Below are 25,393 nucleotides of genomic sequence, written 5' to 3'. Positions count from 1 at the left end.
TCTCCCTATTCGGCGGCCTGCAGCCCAGCGAGCGGCGTGGACGCCAGGACGTCCTCGATGCGTCGCTTGCAGCAGCCGCCGACTGCATTTGTGTGGTCTCTGACTGCCTCGACGCTCGTCAGGCCATGCGCGTAGATCGCATCCTCGATTGTGCCGAGATCGACGGTATTGCAAAAACAGACCTTCCTCCCGCGCCGCGCCGCCTCCGAGACCGCCGGATCGCAGGCGATCGCGGCGACCGGTGATTTCAACTGCACCATCACCTTGGCCAATGCCTCCCAGGGCGCCGGTCGGCGTAACTGCTCCCACATCGGGTTGGAGAGCGACTTATCGATCTCCTCCACTAGCTTGACCATTCCGACATAGCCCATATAGGCGTGGCAACGCTCCTGGTTGATATCGAGCCAGGGCATCGCCGCCTTCAGTGCAACGAACTGCGATTTGCCGCCCGAGAGCATGATGTCTGCCTTGGCGTCCTTCAACAGCTTGTACATTTCGCGGGGCGTCATATCCTCGATCATGTGAGCATCCTGCCCCATGAGCAGCTTGATGCGTTCCTTGTCCTCCCTTGTCGATTTCTTCACACTGGTTCCGACCAGTTCGAGGCCGGCTTCCTGTAATGCCGCAACGACCGACCATGACTTGACGCCGCCGGTAATCAACAAAGCCTTCTTGCCTGTGAATCGTGGCTTGTACGGCTCGATCGCAGCCCACGCCCTCGCTTCCTCGCGTGCGACCACAGCTTCGGCGCGCCCGAGCAGATCTTTCGGCGCGCCGCGCTCAACCAACAAGCGGGCGATCTGGCGCAACGAATCGCTTGAGTCCTGAATACCGTAGAACGACCCTTCGAAGAACGGGATCCCGTAGCGTTCCTTCATCTTGCGTGCGACGTTGACCATGGCCTTCGAGCACACCAGCATCGCCGCCCGCGCACGATGGGATGAAGCGACCTCGCGATATTTGCCATCGCCCGAAATGCAAGAGAGAATCCGGATGCCAAGCTCATCGAACAACGGCTTTACCTGCCAGAGTTCGCCCGAGAGATTGTATTCGCCGATCAGGTTGACATCGTACGGTGTGGTGTAGTCCGGCTCTTGCGTCCCGATCACATAATCGAGCAAGGCCTCGCCGGCGAGCTTGTTACCAAGGTTCTTGGAACCAACGAACCCCGGAGAATTGATCGGGATCACCGGCTTGCCGAACCTTTGCGAGGCCGCCTTACAGACCGCGTCGATATCGTCCCCGATCATGGCCGGGATGCAGGTCTGATAGACGAAGATCGCCGGCGGGTCGTATTTATCGATAATCTCCTTGATCGCTTTGCAGAGCCGATTCTCGCCCCCGAATACGATATCGGTTTCGCTCATATCGGTTGTGAATGCGGTGCGCCACAGACTAGAGCCGGAAGACGCCGCGCCGCGATTGTCCCACGAATTGCCCTCGCACGCGATCGGGCCATGCACGAGGTGAGCGACGTCGGTAAAAGGCTGCAGCGCAATCTTGGCGCCATCGAAGGCACAGCCACCCGCAGCGCTGCCCGGCTGCAGTTGCTTGGCGCAGCCCTTCTTGCGCTCAGCCTCCGACTTACTTCCATTCTTGGCGCAGCCCGGTTCGCTGAAAATATCCTGGACCGTGGCCGCTAGCGAACTCATCAGCATTTTCCCCTCAGCTGAATTTCAATGTCAACCATCCTGCGATGCCATCGCCGCGTGTTTCGGCGATGGCGGGCGCACTGCCCGCCATCAACGAATGATGTCGAAGCTGTAGTCAGTTTTGCCAAGAACGCTGGTCTTCCGGTCGATTTCGTCGAAGATCTTGTCGAGGATCTTCACCAGCACATTCAGGCCGCCCTGATAGCCCCATACAGGGAAGCGGTGATGGTGATGCCGATCAAAAATTGGAAAGCCGATGCGGATCAATGGCGTTCCAGTGTCACGCTCCAGGTACTTGCCATGGGTGTTGCCAATCAGAAAGTCGACCGGCTCTGTGAACAAGAGCGAGCGCATGTGCCAGAGGTCTCGTCCCGGATAGGCTTGGCAAGCCTGTCCAAATGGCGAGCCTGCAAACAGCGTCTGCATTTTTTCCTGCCACGCCTTGTTGCCGTTGGTGGACAGCACATGAGTTGGCTCGGCGCCGAGTTCGAGCAGAAAGGCAGCCAACCCATAACAGAGATCCGGATCGCCGTAGATCGCGAACTTCTTGCCATGGATATGCGCGCTGGAATCCGCGATAGCATCAACCAAGCGGCCACGCTCTCGCGCGAGTTGCTCCGGAATCTCCTTGCCGCTGATGCGTGATAAGGCCACGAGAAGATCATCCGTCGCGGATACACCTACCGGGTAATTGAAAGACACAACGTCCTGTCCATGCTCGGACACGAACGGCAGCGTTTTTTCCGTACACCATTGCTGCATGGAGATTGTCGCCTTGGCGTGAATCGCGTTGGCCGTGTCCTCCAGCGTGGTACCGCCGTCATACATCCGGAACTCGCCATCAGTCGGGGTATCGAAGACTTCAGAGTTATCGGCGAGAATCGTGTGTTTGATGCCCATCAACGCCAAGATTCGCTTGATCTCACGAAGGTTTCCAACGGTATTGCCATCGAAACCGCCGATGATGTTGATTGCCTCGTTTGGTTTGCGCTCCAGCTTCGGCGCCGTTCCGGCCTTGCCGTTCCAAAAATGCTCGAGAATGCCCTTGAGTGCGTTGTCATAGCCGGTGACGTGGCTGCCGACGAACGCTGGAGTGTGCGCGAAAGGCACGTCGAACTCCGCCGGAACCGAGCCTTTTTCCTTTGATGTCTTGATGAAGGCGTTCAGGTCATCGCCGATCACCTCGGCCATGCAGGTCGTCGAGACCGCAATCATCTTGGGTTTGTACATGTTGTAGCTGTTGGCGAGGCCATCGATCATATTGTTCAGCCCCCCGAATACAGCGGCGTCTTCCGTCATCGACGAAGACACGCAGGAGCTCGGCTCCTTGAAGTGCCGCGACAGATGGCTGCGGTAATAGGCCACGCAGCCCTGCGAGCCATGGACGAAGGGCAGCGTGCCCTCAAAACCAACCGAGACGAATACGGCGCCAAGCGGCTGGCAAGCCTTGGCCGGATTTACCGCAAGCGCCTCCCGCGCGAAATTCTTCTCGCGATATTCGGGCGTTTTCGTCCATTGCTTGATACGTTCGACCTCGGCAGGATCGCGGGGATTCTCGAACATCTTCTTGTCGGCCAGCATTTGTTGGTATTCTGGACCGCGGAACAGTTCGAGATGATCGAGCACATGGTCTGCACTCTGCGCCATTGTTAAGATCCTTCACTATCGAAATGATGTCGCCCCAGCTCTCCGCAGAGAGCGGGATTGGTCGCTCTATTGTGAAACCAAGTGCTTGTTATTCTGCAGCCAAGAGCTTCGGCTTCGCAGTTTCCTTCCAGGGGGCCTTCGTCTTTTTCCAGATCGGCGAGTTGACAGCCATGTCCATGTCCCGCGCGAAGATCGCAAAGCCGTCATAGCCGTGATATGGGCCGGAATAGTCCCAGGAATGCATCTGCCGGAACGGCACACCCATCTTTTGGAAAACGTATTTCTCCTTGATGCCCGAGCCAACCAGATCTGGTTGGACCTTTTCGACGAAGCGTTCGAATTCATAGCCATTGACGTCGTCGTAGATGAGCGTGCTGTCCTTGACGTAGTGCTGGGCGGTGCGCTGATAATCGTCGTTGTGGCCGAACTCGTATCCGGTGCCCACGACTTCCATGCCGAGATCCTCGTACGCGCCAATCACATGACGTGGACGGAGCCCGCCGACGTACAGCATCACAGTCTTGCCCTCCAGGCGGGGGCGATATTTTGCGATTACGGCGTCCACCAGTGGCTGGTATTTTTCAATTACTCGCTCGGCGCCTTCCTTGATCTTGTCGTCGAAATAGCCCGCAATCTTGCGCAACGATTCTGCGATCTTCGACGGTCCGAAGAAGTTATACTCGCACCAGGGGATGCCGAACTTCTCCTCCATGTGGCGGGAGATGTAGTTCATGGAACGGTAGCAATGCAGAATATTGAGCCTTGCCTTCGGCGTTGCTTCGAGTTCGGCGAGGGAACCGTCGCCGGACCACTGCGCAATCACCCGCAAGCCCATTTCTTCCAGCAGAATTCGCGATGACCAGGCATCGCCGCCAATATTGTAGTCTCCGATGATCGCAACGTCGTAGGGCGTCGGCTGGAACTTTGGTTCGCCGTCGGGCTCCAGCTTGTCGAAGATCCAATCGCGCACCGCGTCATTGGCAATGTGGTGGCCAAGCGACTGCGACACGCCGCGAAAGCCCTCACAGCGAACAGGCACGATGGTCTTGCCGCCGTATTCCTTGGATTTCGATCTTGACACGGCCTCGATGTCGTCCCCGATCAGTCCGATCGGACATTCCGATTGGATCGTGATGCCGTTGTTGAGCGGGAACAGCTCCTGGATTTCGTCAAGGACTTTGATCAGCTTCTTGTCGCCGCCAAATACGATGTCCTTTTCCTGGAAGTCGGAGGTGAACTGCAGGGTCACGAAACTATCGACGCCCGTCGTGCCAACATAATAGTTGCGACGCGAGCCCCACGAATACTGACCGCAGCCGACCGGGCCATGGCTGATATGGACCATGTCCTTGATCGGTCCCCAGACCACCCCTTTGGATCCTGCATAGGCGCAGCCTCTGATTGTCATCACACCAGGTATTGATTTGATGTTGGACTTGACCCCGCAGTCCGACTTGCCGGCTTGGTGAACGTTGAGGTGCTTGGCACGCCGTTTCGCGCGGTCTTCTCCGGATAGACTTTCAGCACCTCCTCGATCAGCTCTTTGTTCCGAGCCCTGATTTCTGCGATGCTCTGGGTCGTGGCGAGACTCATGCTGATGTCCTTCAAGAATTGGCAGTTGCGGGAGCAGCTTCTTGAATAAGACTGCAACGGGCATGCCAGCGCGGCGCGAGCCCAAAAAGCAGAATAAATAAAAACAGTTAGCGCGTTTCGTCCGATGGGGCTGGTTGTTGTTGCGAAGGCGACATCGCGCTTTGCACGGAATTCTTCGTCTTGGCCCTGTTCGAAATGAAACAAGGCCTGGATAGGCTTCAAATTACGTCGCAATTCTCGCAGCCGCGGAATAGCCGTTGTTTGCAGCACCTTGCAATCGCGCTCGCTCGGAAGCGGCCAGTAATAGGTAAAGCCGGCTGGGCGGCTCCGGCTTGCCAATACCACCTATGTTTGCCGAGACGACCGATGCTCATCATCAGCGATGACGATGATGATCTTGTGCATGACGTCATCGCCTGCGGAGGTCGATACAAGCTGCCTCGCCACTTAGACGTGGCCCACGCGCCGGCTCACGAGAACAGCTGCCGCGCCTTGATAAGAGCACGGACAAGCGCATCAATCTCTTCGCATGTGTTGTAGAGTCCGAAGGACGCACGGCACGTCGCCAGAACACCGAAGCGCTTGAGCAGCGGCATCGCGCAATGGGCCCCCGCCCGCACCGCTACACCCTCCCGGTCGATGACGGTGGCAATATCGTGCGCATGGGCACCCTTCATATCAAAGGAGATGATCGGCCCCTTCTCGGCCGGTATCCCGACCATGCGCAGGGAATTGATGTCCCCCAGCCGCTGCTGAGCGTAGGCAAGCAACCCGCTCTCGTGCTCGCGGATCTGCTCCTTGCCTATCGAATTGATGTAATCCACAGCCGCCCCCAGACCGACCGCCTCGACGATCGGCGGGGTACCCGCCTCGAACCGGTGCGGCGGATCACCATAGATGACGCCGGCACGTGAGACCTCACGGATCATCTCGCCGCCGCCATTGAAAGGTGGCATCAACGCCAGATGCCCAGATTTGCCGTAAAGCACGCCGATGCCCGTCGGACCATAGAGTTTGTGGCCCGTCATCACATAGAAATCGCAATCGATGTCGCAGACGTCGGCGTTCAAATGGACGCATCCTTGCGAACCATCGATCAGCACCGGGATACCACGAGCGTGCGCGATGCTCACCACCTCCTTTACCGGCACGACAGTCCCGAGCACATTCGACATGTGTGTGATCGCAACCATCTTGGTGCGCCGGGTCAGAAGCTGCTCAAATTCATCCAGCAAAAAGTTGCCGTCATCATCCACTGGCGCCCATTTGATCACCGCACCGTGCCGCTCCCTGAGAAAATGCCACGGCACGATGTTGGAATGGTGTTCCATCACCGAGAGAACGATCTCATCCCCTGGGGTGACGCGTTCGCGGCCGAAGGTCTGGGCGACCAGATTGATTGCCTCTGTGGCGCTGCGGGTGAAGATGATCTCTTCGCATAGATGGGCGTTCACAAATCGAGCCAACTTGGTGCGGGCGCCTTCATACGCCTCGGTCGCCGCGTTAGCGAGGTAGTGCAAACCGCGATGTACGTTGGCATATTCGCTTGAGTACACCCGCATCATGCGGTCAAGTACCGCATTCGGCTTCTGCGCCGAGGCAGCATTGTCGAGATAGACTAGCGGCTTGTCGTAGACCGTCATGCTCAGCGCTGGAAAGTCCGCACGCAGCCGGTCAACGTCGTACCTGCCATTGCTCATCGCGGGATGCATGCTCATCGCTGCGCCAGCAGCCAGTGTTCAGCTTGCGCGCTCACAAGATCGCGCAGATTTTCGGTAGCGATTTCCTCAATCGGCTCACCCAGGAATGCTTTAATCAGCAACGCCTGCGCGTCCTTCTCGGATAGACCGCGAGCGCGCATATAGAATACGAGAGCGCCGTCCAGCGCGCCTAATGTCGATCCATGACGGCAAGTCACGTCCTCGGCAAAGATTTCAAGTTCGGGCTTGTTGTCGGCCTCGGCCTCCTCGGACAGAAGCAGCGCTCGCGTCGTCAGCGTGGCGTCCGTTTTCTGCGCGCCGGGACGAACGACAATCCGGCCTTGGAACACCGAACGACCGCAATCGTCGACAACCGCACGGAACTTCTCCCGGCTGGTGCAATGAGGCACGGCGTGGTCGACGACGATTGTCGTGTCGACGTGCTGCTTGTGCCTGATGAGATTGACCCCGTTCGCCGAAAGCTCGGATCCCTCGCCGGCCAACGTGACGAATCCCTGATAGCGACTGATGGAGCCGCTGCAGGTCATGCTGAAGAGATCAAGCCTCGCCCCGGCGCCGACCGCGATGATACCTGACGAGATGTTCACCGCGTCAGCAGCATCGGCTGCCAGTCGGATATGCGAAAGGCTCGCCTCGTCACCAACCAGGACGATGATCGCATCGTTGGTCTGATAGGCGCTCGTGCCTTCGGCTGAGACAAAGCTTTCCAGCACCGCCGCATGCGCGCCTTGGCCGAGCTGCAGATAGGAACGCGTGAAGGTGGACACCAACGATCCGGTTGCGACGTGGACGATCTGTATCGGACGTTTTACCGCTCTGCCCTCAGCGATCGAAATTACCAAGCCATCGGTCGCCATTGCCGCATTGAGCGAGATCACCGCGTCAGTCGTCGTCGACAGCACCAGAGCGGCTATCGCGCTATCGGCAGAATTTTCCAGGACCTCTCGGAGCGATCGCACATCGACCCCGTTTTCTAGCCTGCCGACATCGGAAAGCTCGGGGGCGAATATACCATCCACCAAGACGAGCTTGACCGCCTGATCGGCTGCCGCTTGCTTAACCGACCTCGCTGCGCGCACCAGCGCAGCCGCATCGGGTCGCGGAGCGAGTGGAAGGACCTCGCCAATCAGGGCGCGCAGATCGGTATATTTCCAAGCCTCGATGCGCCGATGCGGGAGGCCGGCACGCTCGTAGGCCTCAAATGCCCTCGCACGAATATGAGCGACGGGCCCGGAGCCAGGCAGCCGTCCATGCGCCGCGGCGAAGAGATTGCCCATCGCGCGCCCGGCGGCGGCTTTGGCCACAATTTGCTTCATCGGGAAGTTCCTTGAGCGGTCACGCCGCGCCTTCGAATTGGGCGTAGCCACGAGCCTCAAGCTCCAGCGCGAGTTCCTTGCCGCCGCTCTTCCTTACCTGCCCTTTCGACATTACGTGGACAACGTCCGGCTCGATGTAGTCGAGCAGCCGCCGATAGTGAGTGATCACGATCATCGCTCGTTCCGGCGAACGCAGAGCGTTGATGCCGTCCGCGACAATCCGCAGCGCGTCGATATCGAGGCCGGAATCTATCTCATCCAGGATGCACAGGCTCGGCTCGAGCAGCGCCATCTGCAAAATCTCGTTGCGCTTCTTCTCGCCGCCGGAAAATCCGACATTGAGGCCGCGCTTGAGCACGCCTTCCGGGAGGTTGAGCGACTTGGCGACCTCGCGAACTCGTTTCAGAAAATCGGGGGTCGAAAACTCCTTTTGTGCGCGCGCCCCACGCTGGGCGTTAAGCGCCGCGCGGAGGAAGTTCATGGTGGTCACCCCGGGAATTTCCACCGGATATTGGAATGCAAGGAATACGCCCTTGGCGGCGCGCTCGTCTGCTTCCATCGCGAGTAGGTCTTCATCCTTGAACAGGATTCGACCAGTGCTCACTCGATAGCCAGGCTTGCCGGAGATAATGTGGCTGAGTGTGGACTTTCCGGAGCCGTTCGGCCCCATGATCGCATGTACCTCACCCGCATTGACCGTAAGATCGAGGCCGCGAAGAATTTCGCAGTCCTCGATACCGGCATGCAAATCTCGAACTTCGAGTAGCGCCATTGTGATCTGACCTCTGAAATGCGTCATCCGGAACGCAAGCCGCAATCGGGAGGGCTCGCGGAACGTTTGGTTATCCGACGGATCCCTCGAGCGAGATCGAGATCAACTTCTGCGCTTCCACCGCGAATTCCATCGGCAATTTTTGCAGAACGTCTTTCGCGAAACCATTGACGACGAGGCCAATGGCCCGTTGCTCGCTCAAACCTCTCTGCGCACAATAGAACAGCACGTCCTCGGAAATCTTCGAGGTCGTCGCTTCATGCTCGAACGTCGCCGAGGCATTCTTGGCCTCGACATAGGGCACGGTGTGCGCGCCGCATTTGTCGCCGATCAGGAGCGAGTCGCAGGCGGTATAGTTGCGCGCGCCGGTTGCCTTGCGATGCGCGCTGACCAGGCCGCGATAGGTGTTCTGCGACTTGCCGGCGGCGATGCCCTTCGAAATAATCCGGCTCGACGTGTTCTTGCCAAGGTGGATCATCTTGGTGCCGCTATCGACCTGCTGGAAACCGTTCGAGATCGCGATCGAGTAGAATTCGCCGCTCGAATTGTCGCCGCGCAGGATGCAGCTCGGATATTTCCAGGTGATCGCCGAACCAGTCTCGACCTGGGTCCAGGAGATCTTCGAGTTCTTGCCGCGGCAGTCGCCACGCTTGGTGACGAAATTGTAGATGCCGCCCTTGCCTTCCGAATTGCCGGGGTACCAGTTCTGCACCGTCGAATATTTGATCTCGGCATCGTCGAGCGCGACGAGCTCGACCACGGCGGCATGCAGCTGGTTCTCGTCGCGCTGCGGCGCGGTGCAGCCTTCGAGATAGGAGACGTAGGAGCCCTTGTCGGCGATGATCAGCGTGCGCTCGAACTGGCCGGTGTTGCGCTCGTTGATGCGGAAATAGGTCGACAGCTCCATCGGGCAGCGCACGCCCGGCGGCACGTAGACGAACGAGCCGTCGGAGAAAACAGCCGAATTCAGCGTCGCGAAATAGTTGTCCGAGGTCGGCACCACGGTGCCGAGATATTTCTGCACCAGCTCGGGATGCTCGCGGATCGCCTCCGAGATCGGCATGAAGATCACGCCGGCCGCCTTCAGCTCCTTCTGGAAGGTGGTCGCAACAGAAACCGAATCGAACACGGCGTCGACCGCGATCTTGCGGTTCGGCGTCTGCTCGCCACCGGGCGGCGGCTCGACGCCCTCGAGGATCGCGACCTCGCGCAAGGGGATACCGAGCTTCTCGTAGGTCTTGAGGATTTCCGGATCGATCTCGTCGATCGAGGACAGCGTCTTCTTCGGCTTCGGCGCCGCGTAGTAGTAGATGTCCTGGTAGTCGATCTTCGGATAGTCGACGCGCGCCCAGGTCGGCTCGGTCATGGTCAGCCAGCGGCGATACGCCTCCAGGCGCCATTCCAGCATCCAGGCCGGTTCATTCTTCTTTGCGGAGATGAAGCGGACGGTGTCTTCCGACAGCCCCTTCGGGGCCTTGTCGGACTCGATCAACGTCTCAAACCCATATCGATACTGGTCGACGTCGATGCGCCGGACGCGCTCGACCGTCTCTGGCACGGCTACCATTGCTTACTCCGCTCGCGCGTGGACGACTCCAGCCGACGATAATTGCCCCGCGCCCCTCCGCTGATCGCGCACGTTACGGGACCAGCGAGTAAGAGAATCAGGTGATCGATCCAGGCAGCCGTTGCCGTCGCTCGAGTCTTCATCATGTTCTGCGCCGGGGCCCACTCATCGGCCACCCCTTTATGTCGGCACGCAGGTATCGGGCACCGGGCAAACGACAGCGCATTGCGGCGCGTCAAAATGCCCCTCACATTGGGTGCACTGGACCGGATTGATCACATATATGTCGTTCTTCAGGCTGATCGCGGCGTTGGGACATTCGAACTCACACGCGCCGCAGACGGTGCACTGGGATGCGATTATCTTGTAGGCCATCACTGCGATTCCATAAGCAAAAGTGCGGGACCGCTTCTTGCTTTCAAGTCTCATGCCAGAGATCTAAGGCTTGATTTGTCTCGGCTATTTTCCAAAGCGCATCTCGCCGCCTCAACGGTTGTCGCAAATGCGACAATCGGCATCACGGCGGCTTGATCTGGACGCCGTTGTTTGAGCTCGGGTCGATCCGGCGACGCTCAGCCGACGAGGTGAACTGCGCTCGCCGGCTCAAGGCACGATTCTTCCCATGGCCGCGCTGGCGCGGGCTCGGGCACCGCCTCTTCCGAGTGCTCTGCTGCTGCGTCAGGCTCGTCCCGACCCAACACATCGGTTCTGCTCAGCGAACAGGGGTGGATTGAGCTACAGCGCGACGATGAAGGCTGGTGCAGTCGTCGCCGGTCCGCGTCTCCGCAGCACAGCCGGAAACGTCGCGGCGATCACGCAGATGCAGATAAAGTCACTTCGATGATCGCAGGCCCTCTGAGCGAGCCGCTGCAGGCAATATTCACTCTCCGCGGATTACCGTCAGGCCTGCATTCTATACCTGTATGGGACGAAAGTAGTTTGTCTCGCATACGGCCACGACTGCAAGCCAAGCGCGGTCGTCTAAGATCCTCCGCTCCGCGTTCCAAGGAAATCCCAGCGTGCTGAGCGGATTGAGAGAGCCGAAAAAAAAGCCACCCCGAAGGGTGGCCCAAGTCTGGGAGAAACGCTCGTGTGGTCTGGGATCAGGCGGCAGCCTGTTCGATCGGAGAGAAGGGAAGTCCGAGGCTCTCGGCGACGGCCTTGTAAGTTAGCCGGCCCCGATGGACATTAAGGCCCGCGCGCAGGTGCGGATTCTCGAGCACGGCGGAAAAACCCTTGTTGGCCAGAGCTAAACCAAACGGCAGCGTGGCATTATTCAGTGCCTGGCTCGAAGTCAGCGGAACAGCGCCGGGCATATTGGCCACGCAGTAATGAATGATACCATCCACTTCGTAAGTTGGATCAGCGTGAGTGGTTGGATGCGATGTCTCAAAGCAGCCGCCCTGATCGATGGCGACGTCCACGATGACCGCCCTCTTGCGCATTGAGCTCAGCATGCTCCGGCGCACCAGCTTCGGCGCGCTCGCTCCTGGAACGAGCACCGCACCAATTACCACATCTGCCGCAAATACCTCCTCCTCCACGGATTCAATGGTGGAAAACCTGGTACGAACGCGCCCTTCGAATAGCTCGTCCAACTCGCGGAGCCGGGGTATCGAACGGTCGATGACGGTGACCTCAGCGCCCAAACCGGCCGCCATGCGTACCGCGTGCGTGCCAACGACGCCACCTCCGATCACCACGATCCGAGCCGGCTGAACACCGGGCACTCCACCGATCAACAGCCCTCGTCCGCCCGCACTCCGCTTCAGCGCGCTACCCGCCGCTTCGATCGCAAGCCTACCTGCGACCTCGCTCATCGGCGCCAACAGTGGAAGACCACCATGGGCATCAGTTACGGTCTCATAGGCGATCGCGGTGCACCCGGATTTTAGGAGCCCTTTGGCCTGCTCCGGATCTGGCGCCAGATGCAGGTAAGTGAAGAGGATCTGGCTCTCCCGCAGCTGGCTCCATTCGGATGGCTGAGGCTCCTTAACCTTTACGATCATCTCGCTCGATGCGAATACCTCGGCTGCGGAATCCAGAATCGTTGCGCCGGCGGCGCGATAATCGTCATTGGTTGCACCAATGCCGGCGCCGGCATTGGTCTCGATCACGACGCGGTGGCCCGCTGCCACGTATTCGCGGACGGCTCCAGGGGTAAGGCCCACGCGATATTCGTGCGCCTTGATTTCCTTGGGGACTCCGACCTTCATTTGAAAACTCCCTGCCTAGAGGGCTTTTTTTTAATCGCAAGAGCACAGCGATATTGCGACGCAGGCGCCTAAATGGCGCAGGAATTCAGCGATCTTTGGCCAGCTACGCAGGATTTCAAACAAACAGATGCCGAGCGGATTGAGTGACTATGTTCGCTTAACTTAACCATTGTTTCGCTCATGCTCGGCGCAGGTGGGCGCGGCGCCTTCAACAGATCCGAGGCAATTGTTCACCCGACAGCCAATCGACAATTCGTCCGCCGCCGAAGCTGGTCGCCATCTGGACAAATTTGTGATCGTCAGCAACCGCCTCGCCAATATCGGCTGCATCGCACCCGAGCGGATGCGTTTTCATGGCTGCAAGCACGGCATCAGCCGTATCAGGCGCGACGATCGCAACGAGCTTGCCCTCATTGGCGACATGGATCGGATCAAGCCCAAGGAGCTCGCAGGTCGCCGCAACCGCAGGCTTTACGGGAATGGCCGTTTCCTGCAGACGGAACCCAAGGCCCGATTGATGCGCAATCTCATTGAGTGCCGCTGCAAGACCGCCGCGCGTAGGGTCACGCATCACCCGGATGCCGCTGCCGCCAGCCGCCATCATGACAGCCACCAGGTTATGCAGCGATGCGGAATCCGAGACGATCTCAATTCGAAGAGCAGCGTGCTGGCGCGTTGACATGATCGCCACTCCATGATCGCCAAGGCTGCCCGACACCAGCACACGGTCCCCGATCCTTGCTTTGTCCGCGGAAAGATCGAGCCCATCGGCCAGAACCCCGATCCCAGTCGTAGAGATGAACAGACCATCGGCCTTGCCGCGCTCAACGACCTTGGTGTCTCCAGTGATGATGTAAACGCCGGCACCGCGCGCCGCCGCGCCCATCGACTGCGCAATCGTCGTTAGATCCGAAAACCGGAACCCCTCCTCGATGATGAAGCTAGCCGATAGATAGAGCGGACGCGCGCCGGCCATCACGACATCATTGATCGTGCCGTGGACAGCCAGTGACCCGATATTGCCGCCGGGAAAGAACAACGGCGAGACCACATAGCCGTCCGTCGTCATCACCATCCTGCCTGCCGCAACGTCAAACGCCGACTGATCATTGCAGCGGGCGAGCCATTCATTACCGAAGGCCTGGTGAAAAACGCCGGAGATCAGTTGTGCCATGGCACGGCCCCCGGATCCGTGGGAAAGATCAACGCGTCCGTTCTCGACGTCGAGCTTGCGCTGATAAGCCTTTGCGCTCATGACATCCGCCTCACTTGAACATCGCGAACTCGGCCATAGGTCCAATACGCGGCACAAGCGCCTTCCGAGGAAACCATGCAGGACCCTATGGGTGTTTCCGGCGTGCAGATGGTTCCAAACAGCTTGCAGTCGACCGGCCGCTTGGCGCCGCGCAGGATCGCGCAGCACTCGCATGCCGGATTGTCGGCGACACGCAGCTCGTGCATCGCAAAACGCGCCTCGGCGTCGAATCCCGCGTAAGCGCGCTTCAGCTTCAGTCCACTGTTGGGGACGAACCCAAGCCCACGCCATTCGAACTGCTCACGCAGTTCGAATACCTGCGAGATCTCGTCCTTGGCGCGTCGATTGCCTTGGCGCGTAACCGCACGGCTGTATTGGTTTTCCACCTCGTAGCGGCCTTCGTTCACCTGCCGCACCAGCATCAGGATCGCCTGCATCACGTCGAGCGGTTCAAATCCCGCGATGACGACCGGCTTACCGAATTGTTCCGCCAGGGGCTCGTAAGGCTGCGTACCGATGATGGTGCTGACATGTGCAGGACCAACGAAGCCGTCGATTGCGACCCCACCGACCTTGCGCATGTTCGGATTCTCGAGAATGCTGTGCATCGCAGAAGGCGTAAGCACGTGGTTGCAGAACACGCTGAGGCCCTTCAACCGCTTCTTATCCGCAATCCGGACCATCACCGCAGTCGGCGGCGTCGTGGTCTCAAATCCGATGGCAAAGAACACCACCTCCCGGCTTGGCAGCTGTTCGGCGAGCCGGATAGTGTCGAGCGTCGAATAGACCATCCGAATGTCTGCGCCGAGGGCCTTGGCTCGCAGCAAGGACTGCCCCTGCGAGCCAGGTACGCGCATCAGGTCGCCATAGATGCACAGAGTGACCTCCGGCCGCTCAACGAGCCGGATCGCCATGTCAATCCGGCTGGCGGGCAGAACGCAGACGGGACAACCGGGCCCGTGGATCATGCGCACGTTCGCGGGCAGCAAATCCTCCAGCCCGTACCGGGAAATCGCATGAGTATGTCCGCCACAGAATTCCATGAAGCGGTAAGTCCGTCGCGGACCGGCTTCAGCGCCGATCGCGCGCGCGAGCCCCTGCGCGATGGTCTTGTCACGAAATTCGTCGGCATATTTCATGATCAGCGTTCCTGCCCTGCACTGCCCAGCCCATGCAGCAGCTCCAACGTGCGCTTGGCTTCTGTCGGGTTGATCTTGGACAGCGCATAGCCGACATGGACAAGAACGGTGTCGCCGACATCGATCTCCTCAATGAGAGCGATCGATATCTCCAGGCTGACCCCATCAACGGACACGATCGCCATATCGTCGGGTAAGATTTTTGTGACTTTTGCCGGGACCGAAAGACACATATCAGACTGCTCCTTCCAAGGTTGACGACTGTTCGGCAATCTGTAGAGCAGCAATCCAGGCCTGCCCAAGGCTAAGACCACCATCGTTGGGCGGCAGCCGGCGTGGCACCAGCAGGGTGAGGCCGGCGCTGCGGCAACCGCGCTCAATTTCTTCCGCCAGCACCGCGTTCAGGAAGCAGCCGCCGCTTAGTACGATGGTACTGACACCGGTTCTCCGCGCAACGTGCGTGACCCAGTCAATGCAGGCGGCGGCAAAGGTGCCATGAAACAGGCCGGCTCCGTCCGCGGCGTCGAGGTCGTCTGCAATCAACCGCGAAAATAGCGGACGAAGCGACAGCACGTCGCGCTCGATGCTCCAGCCCGTTTCGAGAATAGCAGTCCGCCGCACCAACGCCTCGAGCTTCATCGCAGCTTCGCCCTCATAGCTCTGCAAACTCGCGACCCCCAGCAGCGCCGCCGCGGCATCGAACAAGCGGCCCGCGCTGGTCGTGGTGGCCCCGCCCGGCTGATCGAGCAATGCCGGCACGCGCTCAGCCTGTCGCTGCGCTGCAAAGCGAGGCCCGATTTCGTTTCCCCGCCCGAGCCGGTGTAATACTGCGCTCGCCATGCGCCACGGCTCGCGGGCTGCACGATCGCCGCCAGGCATCTGCAGGGGCGCGAGATGCCCGATGCGTCGAAACCTCGATTCTTCGCACAACAATAGCTCGCCACCCCAGTTTCCGCCGTCGCAGCCGAAGCCATGGCCGTCGAGCACCAGGGCAAGCGCAGGTCCCGCATGGCCATGCTCAGCGATGGCGGCGGCGGCGTGTGCGTGGTGATGCTGGACAGCGATCAGCGTGCGACCGCTCGCTTCCGCAAACCGGGTCGACGCCATATTGGGATGCAGATCGTGGGCAATGACGACGGGCTCCACGTCAAGGGTCGATGTGAGATGCCGGATCGTCTCCTCGAACGCACGGAGGCCTTCGGCCGTGTCGATATCCCCAATATGCTGGGAGACGAACGCTTCGTTGCCCCGCGTAATGGTGACGGTCGATTTCAGCGCGCCGCCGACGGCAAGCACGGGCGGCACCGACCGCGCAAGACGGGTCGGTTCGGGAACATAACCGCGCGCACGGCGAATGAATTGAGGCCGGCCTGCCACCACTGACATCACGGAATCATCGGCACGCGTCAGGATCTCGCGATCATGGGTCACGATAAGATCGGCGATCCCCTCAAGCCGCCGCCGCGCCTGCGCGTTGTCGATCAGAAGCGGTTCGCCGCAAGGATTGGCACTGGTGGCAACGATAACCGGGCCGGGTCCCGCAAGCCATGCTGCTGTGGAGCGAAGCTCATGGAAGATCAGGTGATGCAGCGGGGCTAGCGGCAGCATGACACCCACGCGCGACAAACCAGGAGCTATGGCAGGCGCCAGATCATTGCGCGTAGGTAGAAGGATGATGGGACGTGCTGAGGATTCGAGCAGCGCAAGCTCCGGCCCATTCGCTTCCGCGATCTCGTTGACCTGCGCGATGGAACCGACCATGACCGCGAACGGCTTCTGAGGGCGCTGCTTTCTGCTGCGCAAACGCTGGACGGCGCGCTGGTTACGCGCGTCGCAAAGCAACTGATACCCGCCCAGCCCCTTTATCGCGACGATTTGGCCGCCGGCGATTGCCGCGACAATGGCATTGATCCCATGGCTGAGCCGAGGGCCGCAGGTCGGACACGCGATCGCTTCCGCATGGAACCTGCGGCTCGCCGGATCGGCATAGTCGGCCGCGCAGGCGGCACACAGGCTGAAGGCGTTCATGACCGTGTTGCGGCGATCGTATGGAAGCCGTTCGGCGATGGTATAGCGTGGACCGCAATGGGAGCAGCTGATGAAGGGATAAAGGTAATGACGATTTTCGGGATCGAACAGCTCACTGAGGCATTGCTCGCAGGTCGCGGCATCGGCGACGATCCGCGTCGACAATCTGCCAGCTTGGCTCGTGGTGACCGAAAAGTCTTTCGTCCCGAGCGCCGCGGTCTGGTGAACGCAGATCTCGTCGATGCGTGCCAGTGGAGGCGCCTCCAGCGGCAAAGCGGCAACAAACTCCGCAGCCCAGTTGCCCTCGACTTCGATTGTGACGCCCTCCGGGTCATTGACGACAAACCCCACCAATCCGTACTGCTTGGCAAGGCCATACACGTAGGGGCGAAAGCCGACCCCTTGCACAGCCCCGCTCACGCGCACGCGCAGCCGTGTCGGGTCGCAGGCGATAGCCGCGGCGCTCATCGCCCTATGTCCTCTCCGGCGCATCCTTGATGCGCCCCTGCCGATTGATCCAGGCGTACAGGGCGCCAAAACCCTCGCCGGTGCGCGCCGAGACCGTCAGCACTTCGACCTTTGGATTGACTCGTCTTGCGTGTTCGACCGTCTTTGGCAAATCGAACGCTAGCAGCGAGGTCAGATCAATCTTGTTGATCAGCATGAGCGAAGAAGCAGCAAACATATCCGGATATTTAAGCGGCTTGTCTTCGCCTTCGGTGGTCGACAACACCACGATCTTGCAAGCCTCGCCGAGATCGAAGGCTGCCGGACAAACCAGATTACCGACGTTCTCGATAAAGAGAATACCGCGCGTCAGCAGCGGCAAGCGGCGATAAGCCTCGCCAATCATTGCTGCATCGAGATGGCAACCCTTGCCGGTATTGACTTGAATAGCCGGCACGCCGGCCGAGCGAATGCGTTCGGCATCATTCGAGGTCTGCTGGTCGCCTTCGATAACCCCGATCGGGCGAATGCGCTTGAGCTCTGACACGGCGCGGACCAGCAGCGAGGTCTTGCCCGCACCCGGGCTGGACACAAGGTTAAAAACCAGCACGTTATCGGCCACGAAACGCGCGCGGTTGTCTGCGGCGATCCTGTTGTTCTTGCCAAGGATGTCGCGCTCGACCTGAACGAGCCGCTCGCTGTTCATGGGCGCGAGCTTCAACGTGGCCGATCCGGCGCCGCAGCTCGAAGGCGCCCGCTCCCGATGCGCCTGGTGATGGCCAGGATGATGATCGTGATCATGGCGGCGGCGAGCATCGCGCGAATGCGGCTGGCCCTGGTCACGATGACGATGGGCATGATGGCGATCGCAATCGTCCTGCCCATGAGCATGGTGACGTCCTTGGTCTCGCGCATCATGCGCTTGGATAACTTCCGCTGAAGGCATTCCTTCGCTGCAGCCGCATATGGTACACATCAATCGAACTCCAGCTCCTTTACCCGCATCTGTTCGCCCGCGGTTACCTGCAACTGGTAGCTGCCGCAGCAAGGGCAGCGCTCACCGCGCCGGGGAATTTCGACGCTCTTCGAACAGCTCATGCACCAGGCCCCGCCGGGAAGTTCGACAATTTTAAGAGCCGCACTCTCGGCAATGGTCCGCGCTGCAACGACTGCAAAGCAAAACTTGATCGCTTCAGGCGCGACATGGCTCAGCGCCCCGATCTCCAGACAGACGCTCCGCAGCTGCGAAAGCGATCGACGGCGCGCCTCGTCCTCGATGATTTCGATGATGCTTTGACAAAGCGCCATTTCATGCATCGTCAACTTCGCGAAACTTGAGTGTGAATCCGACGCAGGGATCAAGCGATGTAATCACCGCACGAACCGCTTGCTGATGTCGTCTCGCCGTCAGCACCGCGCCCTGCAGGTTCCGGACAAGCGGACCGCGCCAATGGAAATTCCATTCCGTCGGCGCAAGAAATTCGAAGCGGTATATCTGCCCCTGAGGATCGAGCTCAACCGCGTGATAGAGCCGCCCCCTGGCGCATTCGACCGCGGCCGCTGCACGGCCAGGACCTAGCCTGTAGCTTTCGATGATCCCAGGCTCCGCCGACTCGATATGAGCACCGGCCTTGAGCCAGTCGCATAGCCGAACGATTTCTGCAATTCTGGCCTTCAGCCGCTCGACGGCACCCGACCGACCCAGCCAGAGCCGATCACGCGTCATTTGGCGCGCCCATGGACCCGTCTCGGGCGCATGCCCCCCAAGGTAAGGACAATGGCAAAACGTCGGGTCATCGCCGAGCAGCCGTTCAATGATGTTGCGGTCGTCGGCAACGGACAGGAACGAGTGCGCGATCGGGATGGACTTCAAGTCGACCTCGTCAAGCGCTGCAATGCAAAGCGCGAACGGGCTACCGGGCCTCGGCGCGCCATCTTCATCCGGCATGCCGAGTGCAGCGAGCGCAGCCACGATCTGTGCGGTAGCCTCGCGTCGAGCTGAACCTCGAGCTGGCCGTGCGCTGCCGACAAGCGCTGACAATCCCTGTATGAGGGACCGGATCGCCGACGCAGTGCTGCTCGGCGTAGGATGTCCGACAAAGAGGCCCCGCAGCAATTCTGCAATGCGCTCGGCAACGACCAGCATCATACGACGCTGTTTTGTCGCCAGAACGATCTCTTCGTCGCGCGCCGCCTCGGTCGCGGACTGCAATGCGGCTTGCTGCGCAGCGGCGCATAACGTGAAGAGCCGCGGCAGCGCCTCGAACAACGACGAGACCGGCCTGCCGGTGAACAGCCGCGCCAACGGCGGCCTGGCTCGCGGCAGGATCTCGACCGCGGCGATGACGTCGGCAGCAAGCAATATGGTGACATCGATTTTGTTGCGGGCGAGGAGAGTCATGCGCACCGCTCCGCCATCATCTCGCGCAAGAAATGCCGGCGGTCGATCAAACAGAGATGTGGTGCATGGATATGATATTGAGCTCGGCGCATCTCCGGCCGTATCATGGCACCGACCACTGCTTCGGCACGGACGTCCCCCTTGTCTTTGTGTGCCGAGGTCGCCGAGAGCAGGGAGCAACGGGCAATCGAGCTCAACGACGCGATTTCGCTGACAACAAGTTCAATGTCGCCGGATCGAACTCGCAAGCGCAGGTTCGATCTCTGCCCAGCATGCCGTTGGCAGGTACCGTTACGCAGGAAGATAACCACGTTCATGGCCCAAGTCGCGCCCTTCATGCTAACGGCTCTGCCCTGCGCGTGTGCGAAACCCGATCGCTTCGACCCTGTACACGGATCGTTCAAGGTCGGTCGCGTGCGCATGGTTCGACCGGCGATACCCCAATAGGCTGCTGCGAGCATCTTCTCAGACGTCGACACATCGGCGTGCTTGCTCCTACGATCGTCCCGTTCGCGCTCAAGCACCATTTTCAACGGACGCGAAGCCGAACCTGAAGGTGCGAAATCTGAAAAAACTTTTCATTCTTGGCGCCACGCGCTCGCGCAGCAGTCTGCGCCGCCATCGCTCTTCGGTCCGTTGCGCATGATCCAGCCAACGCCAATTGCAGGCGCGCCGTCTGCCGGAATCCGTCCGATGCCACCTATTCTCCAAGCTATTCATGTGGCGTAAACCTCGATCATTTCCCGCAGGCGTTCGGCGGAATCCTCGAAATCCTCGTCCGCGGCCAACGCAACAATCGGCACGCCGCCGACCTCCAGCGTATCCAGGATGATGTTGTCCGTAGAATTGAAGAACTGCACCGACCAGACGTTCCGGATCCCGGTCGCCTGCACCCGGCATGTGCCGTAGCCGCGGAAGACTAGCTGGGTCGGACCGTTGCCCACGCTTTCGTGCAGAAAGGCCAGATCGACAGCGTTCATCGGGAGCAGCGTGAGGTTGATGACATGCGCGCGCATGCCAGACCGCCAGGCACGGGCCCGCTCGCGTATTTCGGCGAGCACCGGCAGCACGTTCATCGCGCCGTCCGGCGGAGCGGCGATCACAAGATCAGTGGAAGTCAGGTCGGTTGCGGCACGCCGCACAATCTGCGGAATCGCCCCGACCTCGACATATTCATGTGCGGGCTCGGTCCCGATGCGCACGCGCCAGATTCCCGCAAGCACGGATTCCCAAATTTGCGCCAGGGAGCCATCCGGCAGCGCGACAACGCCAGCAACCTCGCCTTCCCCAAGCATTTCGGCAATCAGCGTGCGTTCGAGATCACTGAGGTTCGCCAGCCCGTACAGTTGCGTCCGCGCGCCGCCTCTTTGGCCGCCGGCGGCAGCAGCGGCCTTCGATAACAGCGCGACGGCATTCGCACGGTCCCTTGCAAGCTCGTCGCCGTCGTGCCAAGCGCACTTGACCGGCGCCACCACAGTCGTCAGTCCGCCATGGATTACGTCGAGACTTTTCAACCCCAAGGGAAACTCGCTCACCGCCTGCTCGGCGCCGTCGGATCCGACGCGGGCCGCTGCTTTCATGATGCGGCCTTCCGTTGGGCATGCCGAGAGGCGGTGCTTTTGGCGATACGAGCGCCACCGGCGCGTGGTCGAGCGGTCGGTGCCAAGGTGGGGTCGATCTTGAGCAAACGGACCAGGCTCGTGAGGATCAGTCGCCGTGTACCCTGCTGATGGCACTCGATCGGCGTCTGCGAGCCGAGCAGGCTGCGGCGCCCGCCCGGCTCGTCACCGGCGCCCCGCGCGGTCACTGCCCTCCGCACGCGCCGCCGAAACGACTTGATCCATTCAGAAAGCCCGATGGCCACGTGGATGGCCCAGAGCGAATGCGGTGGATTGGCCGCCGGCAGCAGCGCCGCGCCCCCCGTTCCGGGGTCCTCCGCGGCCAGAGGCGCATCGGCGCCCGCTCTCTCCACATCGGACAGACCGGGCCACGGCAGATCGTGCTGCCCCGGATGGAACTTCATCGGACACCTTTGTGATAGTTTTTGGTTCTGCTAGGCGAGGTATTAGCAAGCCACATGCCATCATCGTCTCGCCCGATCACGTTCCCCGCTCGAACCAGCGGCTCGACATTTTCGTGTGAATGTTGCGCTGCGATTGCAAACTCCAGTTGGGAGCAAGAGCACGCAGCCCAATGTCCGCAAGCGGTACCGCTAGCGTAGATGCTCGGGCAATTGCGGCTCATGACCGATCAAGTCCGCAAAGAAGCGATCGCAGTCCTGGCCGTTGAGGCCGGCCTCAAGTCCGTCGAGTGCTTCCGATATCAGCCTTGCTTCATCCTCGTCCAAGAGCCGCACTGCGGTATCGATATGGACGAGCACCTTAGCGCCGACCGACGCGCCGGAGAGCAGCATCACCGAAACATACCGCTGTTCATTGCCATGCTGGCACAGCGCGGTGATGCCGTCGGTCTCAACGATCGTCATTGGCACGCCAAGGCACATGGTCAGCCGCAGGCCGCTAGATCGGCTGCGCTCCCTATCTCATAATTTGTACGGTCGATATTGTTCGCCAACAGCCATTCTGAAGCAGGCAGCGGCGCGATCCGCAGTTTTGCCGGCGAGCCCCACTGGGCAAGCAGTTTGCAAGCCAGTTCAATCGCGGGGTTAATCTGAAAGCGCACAGGATCAGTCAGCGGACCGCCCCAATGATCCAGGTCCAGCGGCTGACAGCCGATGAGAGCGAGCTCTCGCGGGCAGCGTCCGAGCAGGTCGGCCGCACTCAGGACCTCCTGAAAGCCGGTCTGATGCAGGCTGACCTTCCTGGCAGCGCTAAATTTTGGTACCTCGTCATCTCTCACGAGCTTCAACTTCCCCGGCGGAAGTCCATAGTCGATGGCATCGAACACGATCAGGCAATCGGCCTGCTCAAGAAAGCTGACGAGGTAGAGACCCTGCGTTCCGCCATCGAGCAGGGTGACGTTGTCCTCGATGGCGTAGCGGCGGTGAAACTCCTCTACTACGCGCACGCCGAATCCCTCGTCCGCCCATAGGATGTTCCCGATGCCGAGCACCAGGATCCTTTTCTTATTCTCCGGACCCGACAACCGCTTCCAGGTCAATCGCGTAACTCGCGTTCGCCGGAAATTATTGAGGAGATGCTCCGGCGCGACATGATGTCTTCGCGGATCACCACGTAGATGTGGACCACCGCAAAGGTCACGATCACCCATAGGCCGAGATGATGCCAGGTATGGGCGTCCTGACTGTTCGGCCAGATTGCAAATACCCAGCCGAACAGCTCGTACTGCCAGCTATCATTGCCGGCACCCTGCCCATAAAGTGCAAAGCCTGTCACGACCATGAACGTCATCGTCTGCGTGAACATGAAGAACATCGCGAGCTGAGCCAGCCGATTGTGCCCGACGTGCCTCTCCGGCTCGACTGCAACGAAGGCGTACCAGCGAATCTCGTGGTACACCTCGCGCCAAAAGCACCTGCGCCAGAGCGGCACGCAAAAGATCTGCATGGCATGCGAGTTTCCCATCAAGGCCCAGTAGATGCGCAGCAGAAAGCCGACGCTCAGCACATATCCCGCAGAGAAATGCGCAAAGCGGATATAGCCGAACAGGAGATTGCCGCTAGCCTCCCCCGGCATCGCAGGGGTCCCCGTTCCAATGAGATAGCCGGTTATACCGAGCACCAGAATGGCCGCCGCATTGACCCAGTGCCACAGCCGCACCGGCGCTTCATAAACGTAGGTGACGCCACGGCCGACGCCGCAGTCAGTTTGTGCCGAATCGACGGCGGCAAGGCGTTGCGGAGATTTATCCAGCATGTCCCTAACGAACATTGACTGAGGCCAGTTCTTGGCCGGCAGGACTGATCACATGGGTCGAGCACGCCAAGCATGGATCAAAGGAATGGATCGTGCGTAAGATCTCCAGCGGCCGCTGCGGGTCGGCCATCGGGGTACCGTTCAGGGAGGCTTCGAAAGCGCCAATATTGCCCTTGGAATCGCGAGGAGATCCGTTCCACGTCGTCGGCACGACACATTGGTAGTTGTCGATCTTGGTGTCCTTGATCTTGATCCAGTGCCCGAGCGCCCCCCGTGGCGCCTCAGTGAAACCGTAGCCCTTGGCCTCCTTAGGCCAGCTTTCCGGCTTCCACTTGCTGACGTTGGCAGTTGCGCTATTGCCCGCCTTGATGTGGAGTACGAGCTTATCTTGGAAATAGCGCATCTGATGCGCCGCCCACTGGCATTCGAGCGCCCGCGCCGCGGTGCGGCCGAGCGTCGAAAATAGTGCAGTCAGGGGAAGATTGAGCCCCTTGAGTAATTTCTCGGCCGGCTCCTTGAATTCGGCTTTGCCTTGCGCATAACCGATGATGTATCGCGCCAACGGCCCGACCTCGACAGCGTGGCCGCGCCAGCGCGGCGCTTTGATCCAGGAATACTTGCCGCCTTCGTCGAGTTCCTGGATATTTGTCCTGCTGCCTTTGACCTTTGCCCCAAGCTGAAAACTCGGCTCGGTGATGCCATCCCAAGGGTGTAGTCCGGAGAACTCGCTGGGGTATTTATACCAGGAATGCGCGACGTATTCCTGGATTTGCTCGGGATCACCATGGTCAATCGGCAGGATCTCATTCAGATTGCCACCGAGAATGACGCCGCGCGGCAACTTGAGGCTTTTCGCGGAACAGTCGTTGGCGTGTTCGGGAATGTCGCCGTAGGACATCACGCTTTGGCCTGAAAGCCCGCCGCCATGGAGCCAGTCCTTATAGAACGAGCCGATCACTGCGATATCGGGCAGATAAACCTGCTCGACAAACTCGATCGAACGGTCAATGATCGAGGAGATCAGGTTGAGACGCTCCATGTTGAGCGCACCCACCGCGCCGGTCCCATCCATATTGATTGGGCAAGGCACGCCGCCGACCAGCCAGTTTGGATGCGGGTTCTTACCCCCATAGATGGCTTGGATCTTGACGATTTCCTTCTGGAAATCGAGCGCCTCCAGATAATGCGCCACAGCCATCAGGTTCGCTTCCGGTGGCAGCTTGTAAGCCGGATGACCCCAATAGCCATTCTTGAACGGACCGTGTTGCCCTGATCCAAAGAATTTAGTCAGCCTGATCTGCAAATCCTTGAAATAGCCGGGGGATGACAGCGGCCAGGGCGAGACAGACTGCACCAGCGCCGAGGTCGACTTGGGATCGGCCTTGAGCGCGGAGACCACGTCGACCCAATCCAGCGCGTGCAAATGATAGAAATGCACGAGGTGGTCATGCACAAGCAGGCACAGCTGCATGATGTTGCGGATCGAGTTGGCATTCTCCGGAATAGTGATCCCTAGCGCATTTTCAACAGCGCGCACCGAGGTGAGCGCATGGGTGCCGGTGCAGACACCGCAAATCCGTTCGGTGAACGCCCAGGCGTCGCGCGGATCGCGCCCGCGCAGAATGACTTCGATGCCGCGCCACATCGTCCCGCTAGAGACGGCGTTGCGGATCACGTTGTCCGAATCGAGATTGGCCTCGACGCGCAGATGGCCTTCGATCCGCGTCAGTGGATCGATGACAATACGCTTGCCAGAACGATCGAGATTGAACCCATTGGGTGTCCGGACGGCCACCGTCGGCC

At 60.0% G+C, this 25,393-nt stretch carries 22 protein-coding genes and 1 pseudogene; all 23 read right to left on the bottom strand.

The window, feature by feature from the left end:
• Positions 1 to 5: 5 nt before the first annotated feature.
• The gene (gene nifE / locus ACVIHF_RS42205) at positions 6 to 1,652 is read right to left on the bottom strand and encodes a nitrogenase iron-molybdenum cofactor biosynthesis protein NifE (RefSeq protein ID WP_456794181.1); all 1,647 of its coding nucleotides are present in this window, start codon (positions 1,650 to 1,652) and stop codon (positions 6 to 8) included.
• A 90-nt stretch (positions 1,653 to 1,742) separates the two neighbouring features.
• The gene (gene nifK / locus ACVIHF_RS42200; RefSeq protein ID WP_456793844.1) at positions 1,743 to 3,299 is read right to left on the bottom strand and encodes a nitrogenase molybdenum-iron protein subunit beta; all 1,557 of its coding nucleotides are present in this window, start codon (positions 3,297 to 3,299) and stop codon (positions 1,743 to 1,745) included.
• Between the two features lie 88 nt (positions 3,300 to 3,387).
• A pseudogene (gene nifD / locus ACVIHF_RS42195) lies at positions 3,388 to 4,892 on the bottom strand (nitrogenase molybdenum-iron protein alpha chain).
• Between the two features lie 470 nt (positions 4,893 to 5,362).
• The gene (locus tag ACVIHF_RS42190) at positions 5,363 to 6,610 is read right to left on the bottom strand and encodes a cysteine desulfurase (protein WP_456777537.1); all 1,248 of its coding nucleotides are present in this window, start codon (positions 6,608 to 6,610) and stop codon (positions 5,363 to 5,365) included.
• Positions 6,607 to 7,929 (bottom strand): Fe-S cluster assembly protein SufD, encoded by a 1,323-nt coding sequence (sufD, locus tag ACVIHF_RS42185; protein WP_456793843.1) that lies wholly within the window; start codon positions 7,927 to 7,929, stop codon positions 6,607 to 6,609. Before sufD ends, ACVIHF_RS42190 begins: the two co-directional genes overlap by 4 nt.
• 19 nt (positions 7,930 to 7,948) lie before the next feature.
• Positions 7,949 to 8,701, bottom strand: a complete 753-nt coding sequence (gene sufC, locus ACVIHF_RS42180) for a Fe-S cluster assembly ATPase SufC (RefSeq protein ID WP_456793842.1) — start codon at positions 8,699 to 8,701, stop codon at positions 7,949 to 7,951.
• Positions 8,702 to 8,771: 70 nt separating this feature from the next.
• Positions 8,772 to 10,268 carry a Fe-S cluster assembly protein SufB gene (gene sufB / locus ACVIHF_RS42175; protein ID WP_456793841.1) on the bottom strand — a complete coding sequence of 499 codons (1,497 nt, stop codon included), beginning with the start codon at positions 10,266 to 10,268 and terminating at the stop codon, positions 8,772 to 8,774.
• 180 nt (positions 10,269 to 10,448) lie between these two features.
• Positions 10,449 to 10,643: a 4Fe-4S binding protein gene (locus tag ACVIHF_RS42170; protein ID WP_456793840.1), complete on the bottom strand. Its 195-nt coding sequence runs from the start codon at positions 10,641 to 10,643 to the stop codon at positions 10,449 to 10,451.
• A 728-nt stretch (positions 10,644 to 11,371) separates the two neighbouring features.
• Positions 11,372 to 12,484 (bottom strand): alanine dehydrogenase, encoded by a 1,113-nt coding sequence (gene ald, locus ACVIHF_RS42165; RefSeq protein ID WP_456793839.1) that lies wholly within the window; start codon positions 12,482 to 12,484, stop codon positions 11,372 to 11,374.
• Positions 12,485 to 12,692: 208 nt separating this feature from the next.
• A complete protein-coding gene (hypE, locus tag ACVIHF_RS42160) occupies positions 12,693 to 13,739 on the bottom strand; it encodes a hydrogenase expression/formation protein HypE (protein ID WP_456793838.1) in 1,047 nt (348 codons plus the stop codon).
• Positions 13,736 to 14,878 (bottom strand): hydrogenase formation protein HypD, encoded by a 1,143-nt coding sequence (gene hypD / locus ACVIHF_RS42155; protein WP_456793837.1) that lies wholly within the window; start codon positions 14,876 to 14,878, stop codon positions 13,736 to 13,738. The genes hypE and hypD overlap by 4 nt, the downstream gene beginning before the upstream one ends.
• A gap of 2 nt (positions 14,879 to 14,880) precedes the next feature.
• Entirely contained in the window at positions 14,881 to 15,111 is a 231-nt protein-coding gene (locus tag ACVIHF_RS42150; RefSeq protein WP_456793836.1) for a HypC/HybG/HupF family hydrogenase formation chaperone, read from the bottom strand.
• 1 nt (position 15,112) lies between these two features.
• On the bottom strand, positions 15,113 to 17,374 hold the full coding sequence (hypF, locus tag ACVIHF_RS42145) for a carbamoyltransferase HypF (protein WP_456793835.1): 2,262 nt from the start codon (positions 17,372 to 17,374) through the stop codon (positions 15,113 to 15,115).
• Positions 17,375 to 17,378: 4 nt separating this feature from the next.
• Positions 17,379 to 18,329 (bottom strand): hydrogenase nickel incorporation protein HypB, encoded by a 951-nt coding sequence (gene hypB / locus ACVIHF_RS42140; protein WP_456793834.1) that lies wholly within the window; start codon positions 18,327 to 18,329, stop codon positions 17,379 to 17,381.
• Positions 18,329 to 18,670, bottom strand: coding sequence for a hydrogenase maturation nickel metallochaperone HypA (gene hypA, locus ACVIHF_RS42135; protein WP_456793833.1), 342 nt, complete (start codon positions 18,668 to 18,670; stop codon positions 18,329 to 18,331). The genes hypB and hypA overlap by 1 nt, the downstream gene beginning before the upstream one ends.
• Positions 18,663 to 19,754, bottom strand: coding sequence for a hypothetical protein (locus ACVIHF_RS42130; RefSeq protein WP_456793832.1), 1,092 nt, complete (start codon positions 19,752 to 19,754; stop codon positions 18,663 to 18,665). The genes hypA and ACVIHF_RS42130 overlap by 8 nt, the downstream gene beginning before the upstream one ends.
• The gene (hybE, locus tag ACVIHF_RS42125; protein WP_456794180.1) at positions 19,751 to 20,215 is read right to left on the bottom strand and encodes a [NiFe]-hydrogenase assembly chaperone HybE; all 465 of its coding nucleotides are present in this window, start codon (positions 20,213 to 20,215) and stop codon (positions 19,751 to 19,753) included. Before hybE ends, ACVIHF_RS42130 begins: the two co-directional genes overlap by 4 nt.
• A 255-nt stretch (positions 20,216 to 20,470) precedes the next feature.
• Positions 20,471 to 21,334 (bottom strand): hydrogenase expression/formation protein, encoded by an 864-nt coding sequence (locus ACVIHF_RS42120; protein ID WP_456793830.1) that lies wholly within the window; start codon positions 21,332 to 21,334, stop codon positions 20,471 to 20,473.
• Positions 21,331 to 21,777 carry a hypothetical protein gene (locus tag ACVIHF_RS42115; RefSeq protein WP_456793829.1) on the bottom strand — a complete coding sequence of 149 codons (447 nt, stop codon included), beginning with the start codon at positions 21,775 to 21,777 and terminating at the stop codon, positions 21,331 to 21,333. Before ACVIHF_RS42115 ends, ACVIHF_RS42120 begins: the two co-directional genes overlap by 4 nt.
• 189 nt (positions 21,778 to 21,966) lie before the next feature.
• Entirely contained in the window at positions 21,967 to 22,257 is a 291-nt protein-coding gene (locus tag ACVIHF_RS42110) for a HypC/HybG/HupF family hydrogenase formation chaperone (RefSeq protein ID WP_456793828.1), read from the bottom strand.
• A 2-nt stretch (positions 22,258 to 22,259) separates the two neighbouring features.
• Positions 22,260 to 22,859: a HyaD/HybD family hydrogenase maturation endopeptidase gene (locus tag ACVIHF_RS42105; protein WP_456794179.1), complete on the bottom strand. Its 600-nt coding sequence runs from the start codon at positions 22,857 to 22,859 to the stop codon at positions 22,260 to 22,262.
• A gap of 11 nt (positions 22,860 to 22,870) precedes the next feature.
• The gene (cybH, locus tag ACVIHF_RS42100) at positions 22,871 to 23,590 is read right to left on the bottom strand and encodes a Ni/Fe-hydrogenase, b-type cytochrome subunit (RefSeq protein WP_456793827.1); all 720 of its coding nucleotides are present in this window, start codon (positions 23,588 to 23,590) and stop codon (positions 22,871 to 22,873) included.
• A gap of 4 nt (positions 23,591 to 23,594) precedes the next feature.
• Positions 23,595 to 25,385 carry a nickel-dependent hydrogenase large subunit gene (locus tag ACVIHF_RS42095; RefSeq protein WP_456793826.1) on the bottom strand — a complete coding sequence of 597 codons (1,791 nt, stop codon included), beginning with the start codon at positions 25,383 to 25,385 and terminating at the stop codon, positions 23,595 to 23,597.
• Between the last annotated feature and the right edge of the window lie 8 nt (positions 25,386 to 25,393).

The sequence above is a fragment of the Bradyrhizobium sp. USDA 4506 genome (assembly GCF_054058795.1).
Note: the sequence above shows the minus strand (reverse complement) of the source record. Positions and strands in the feature narration are given on the sequence as shown.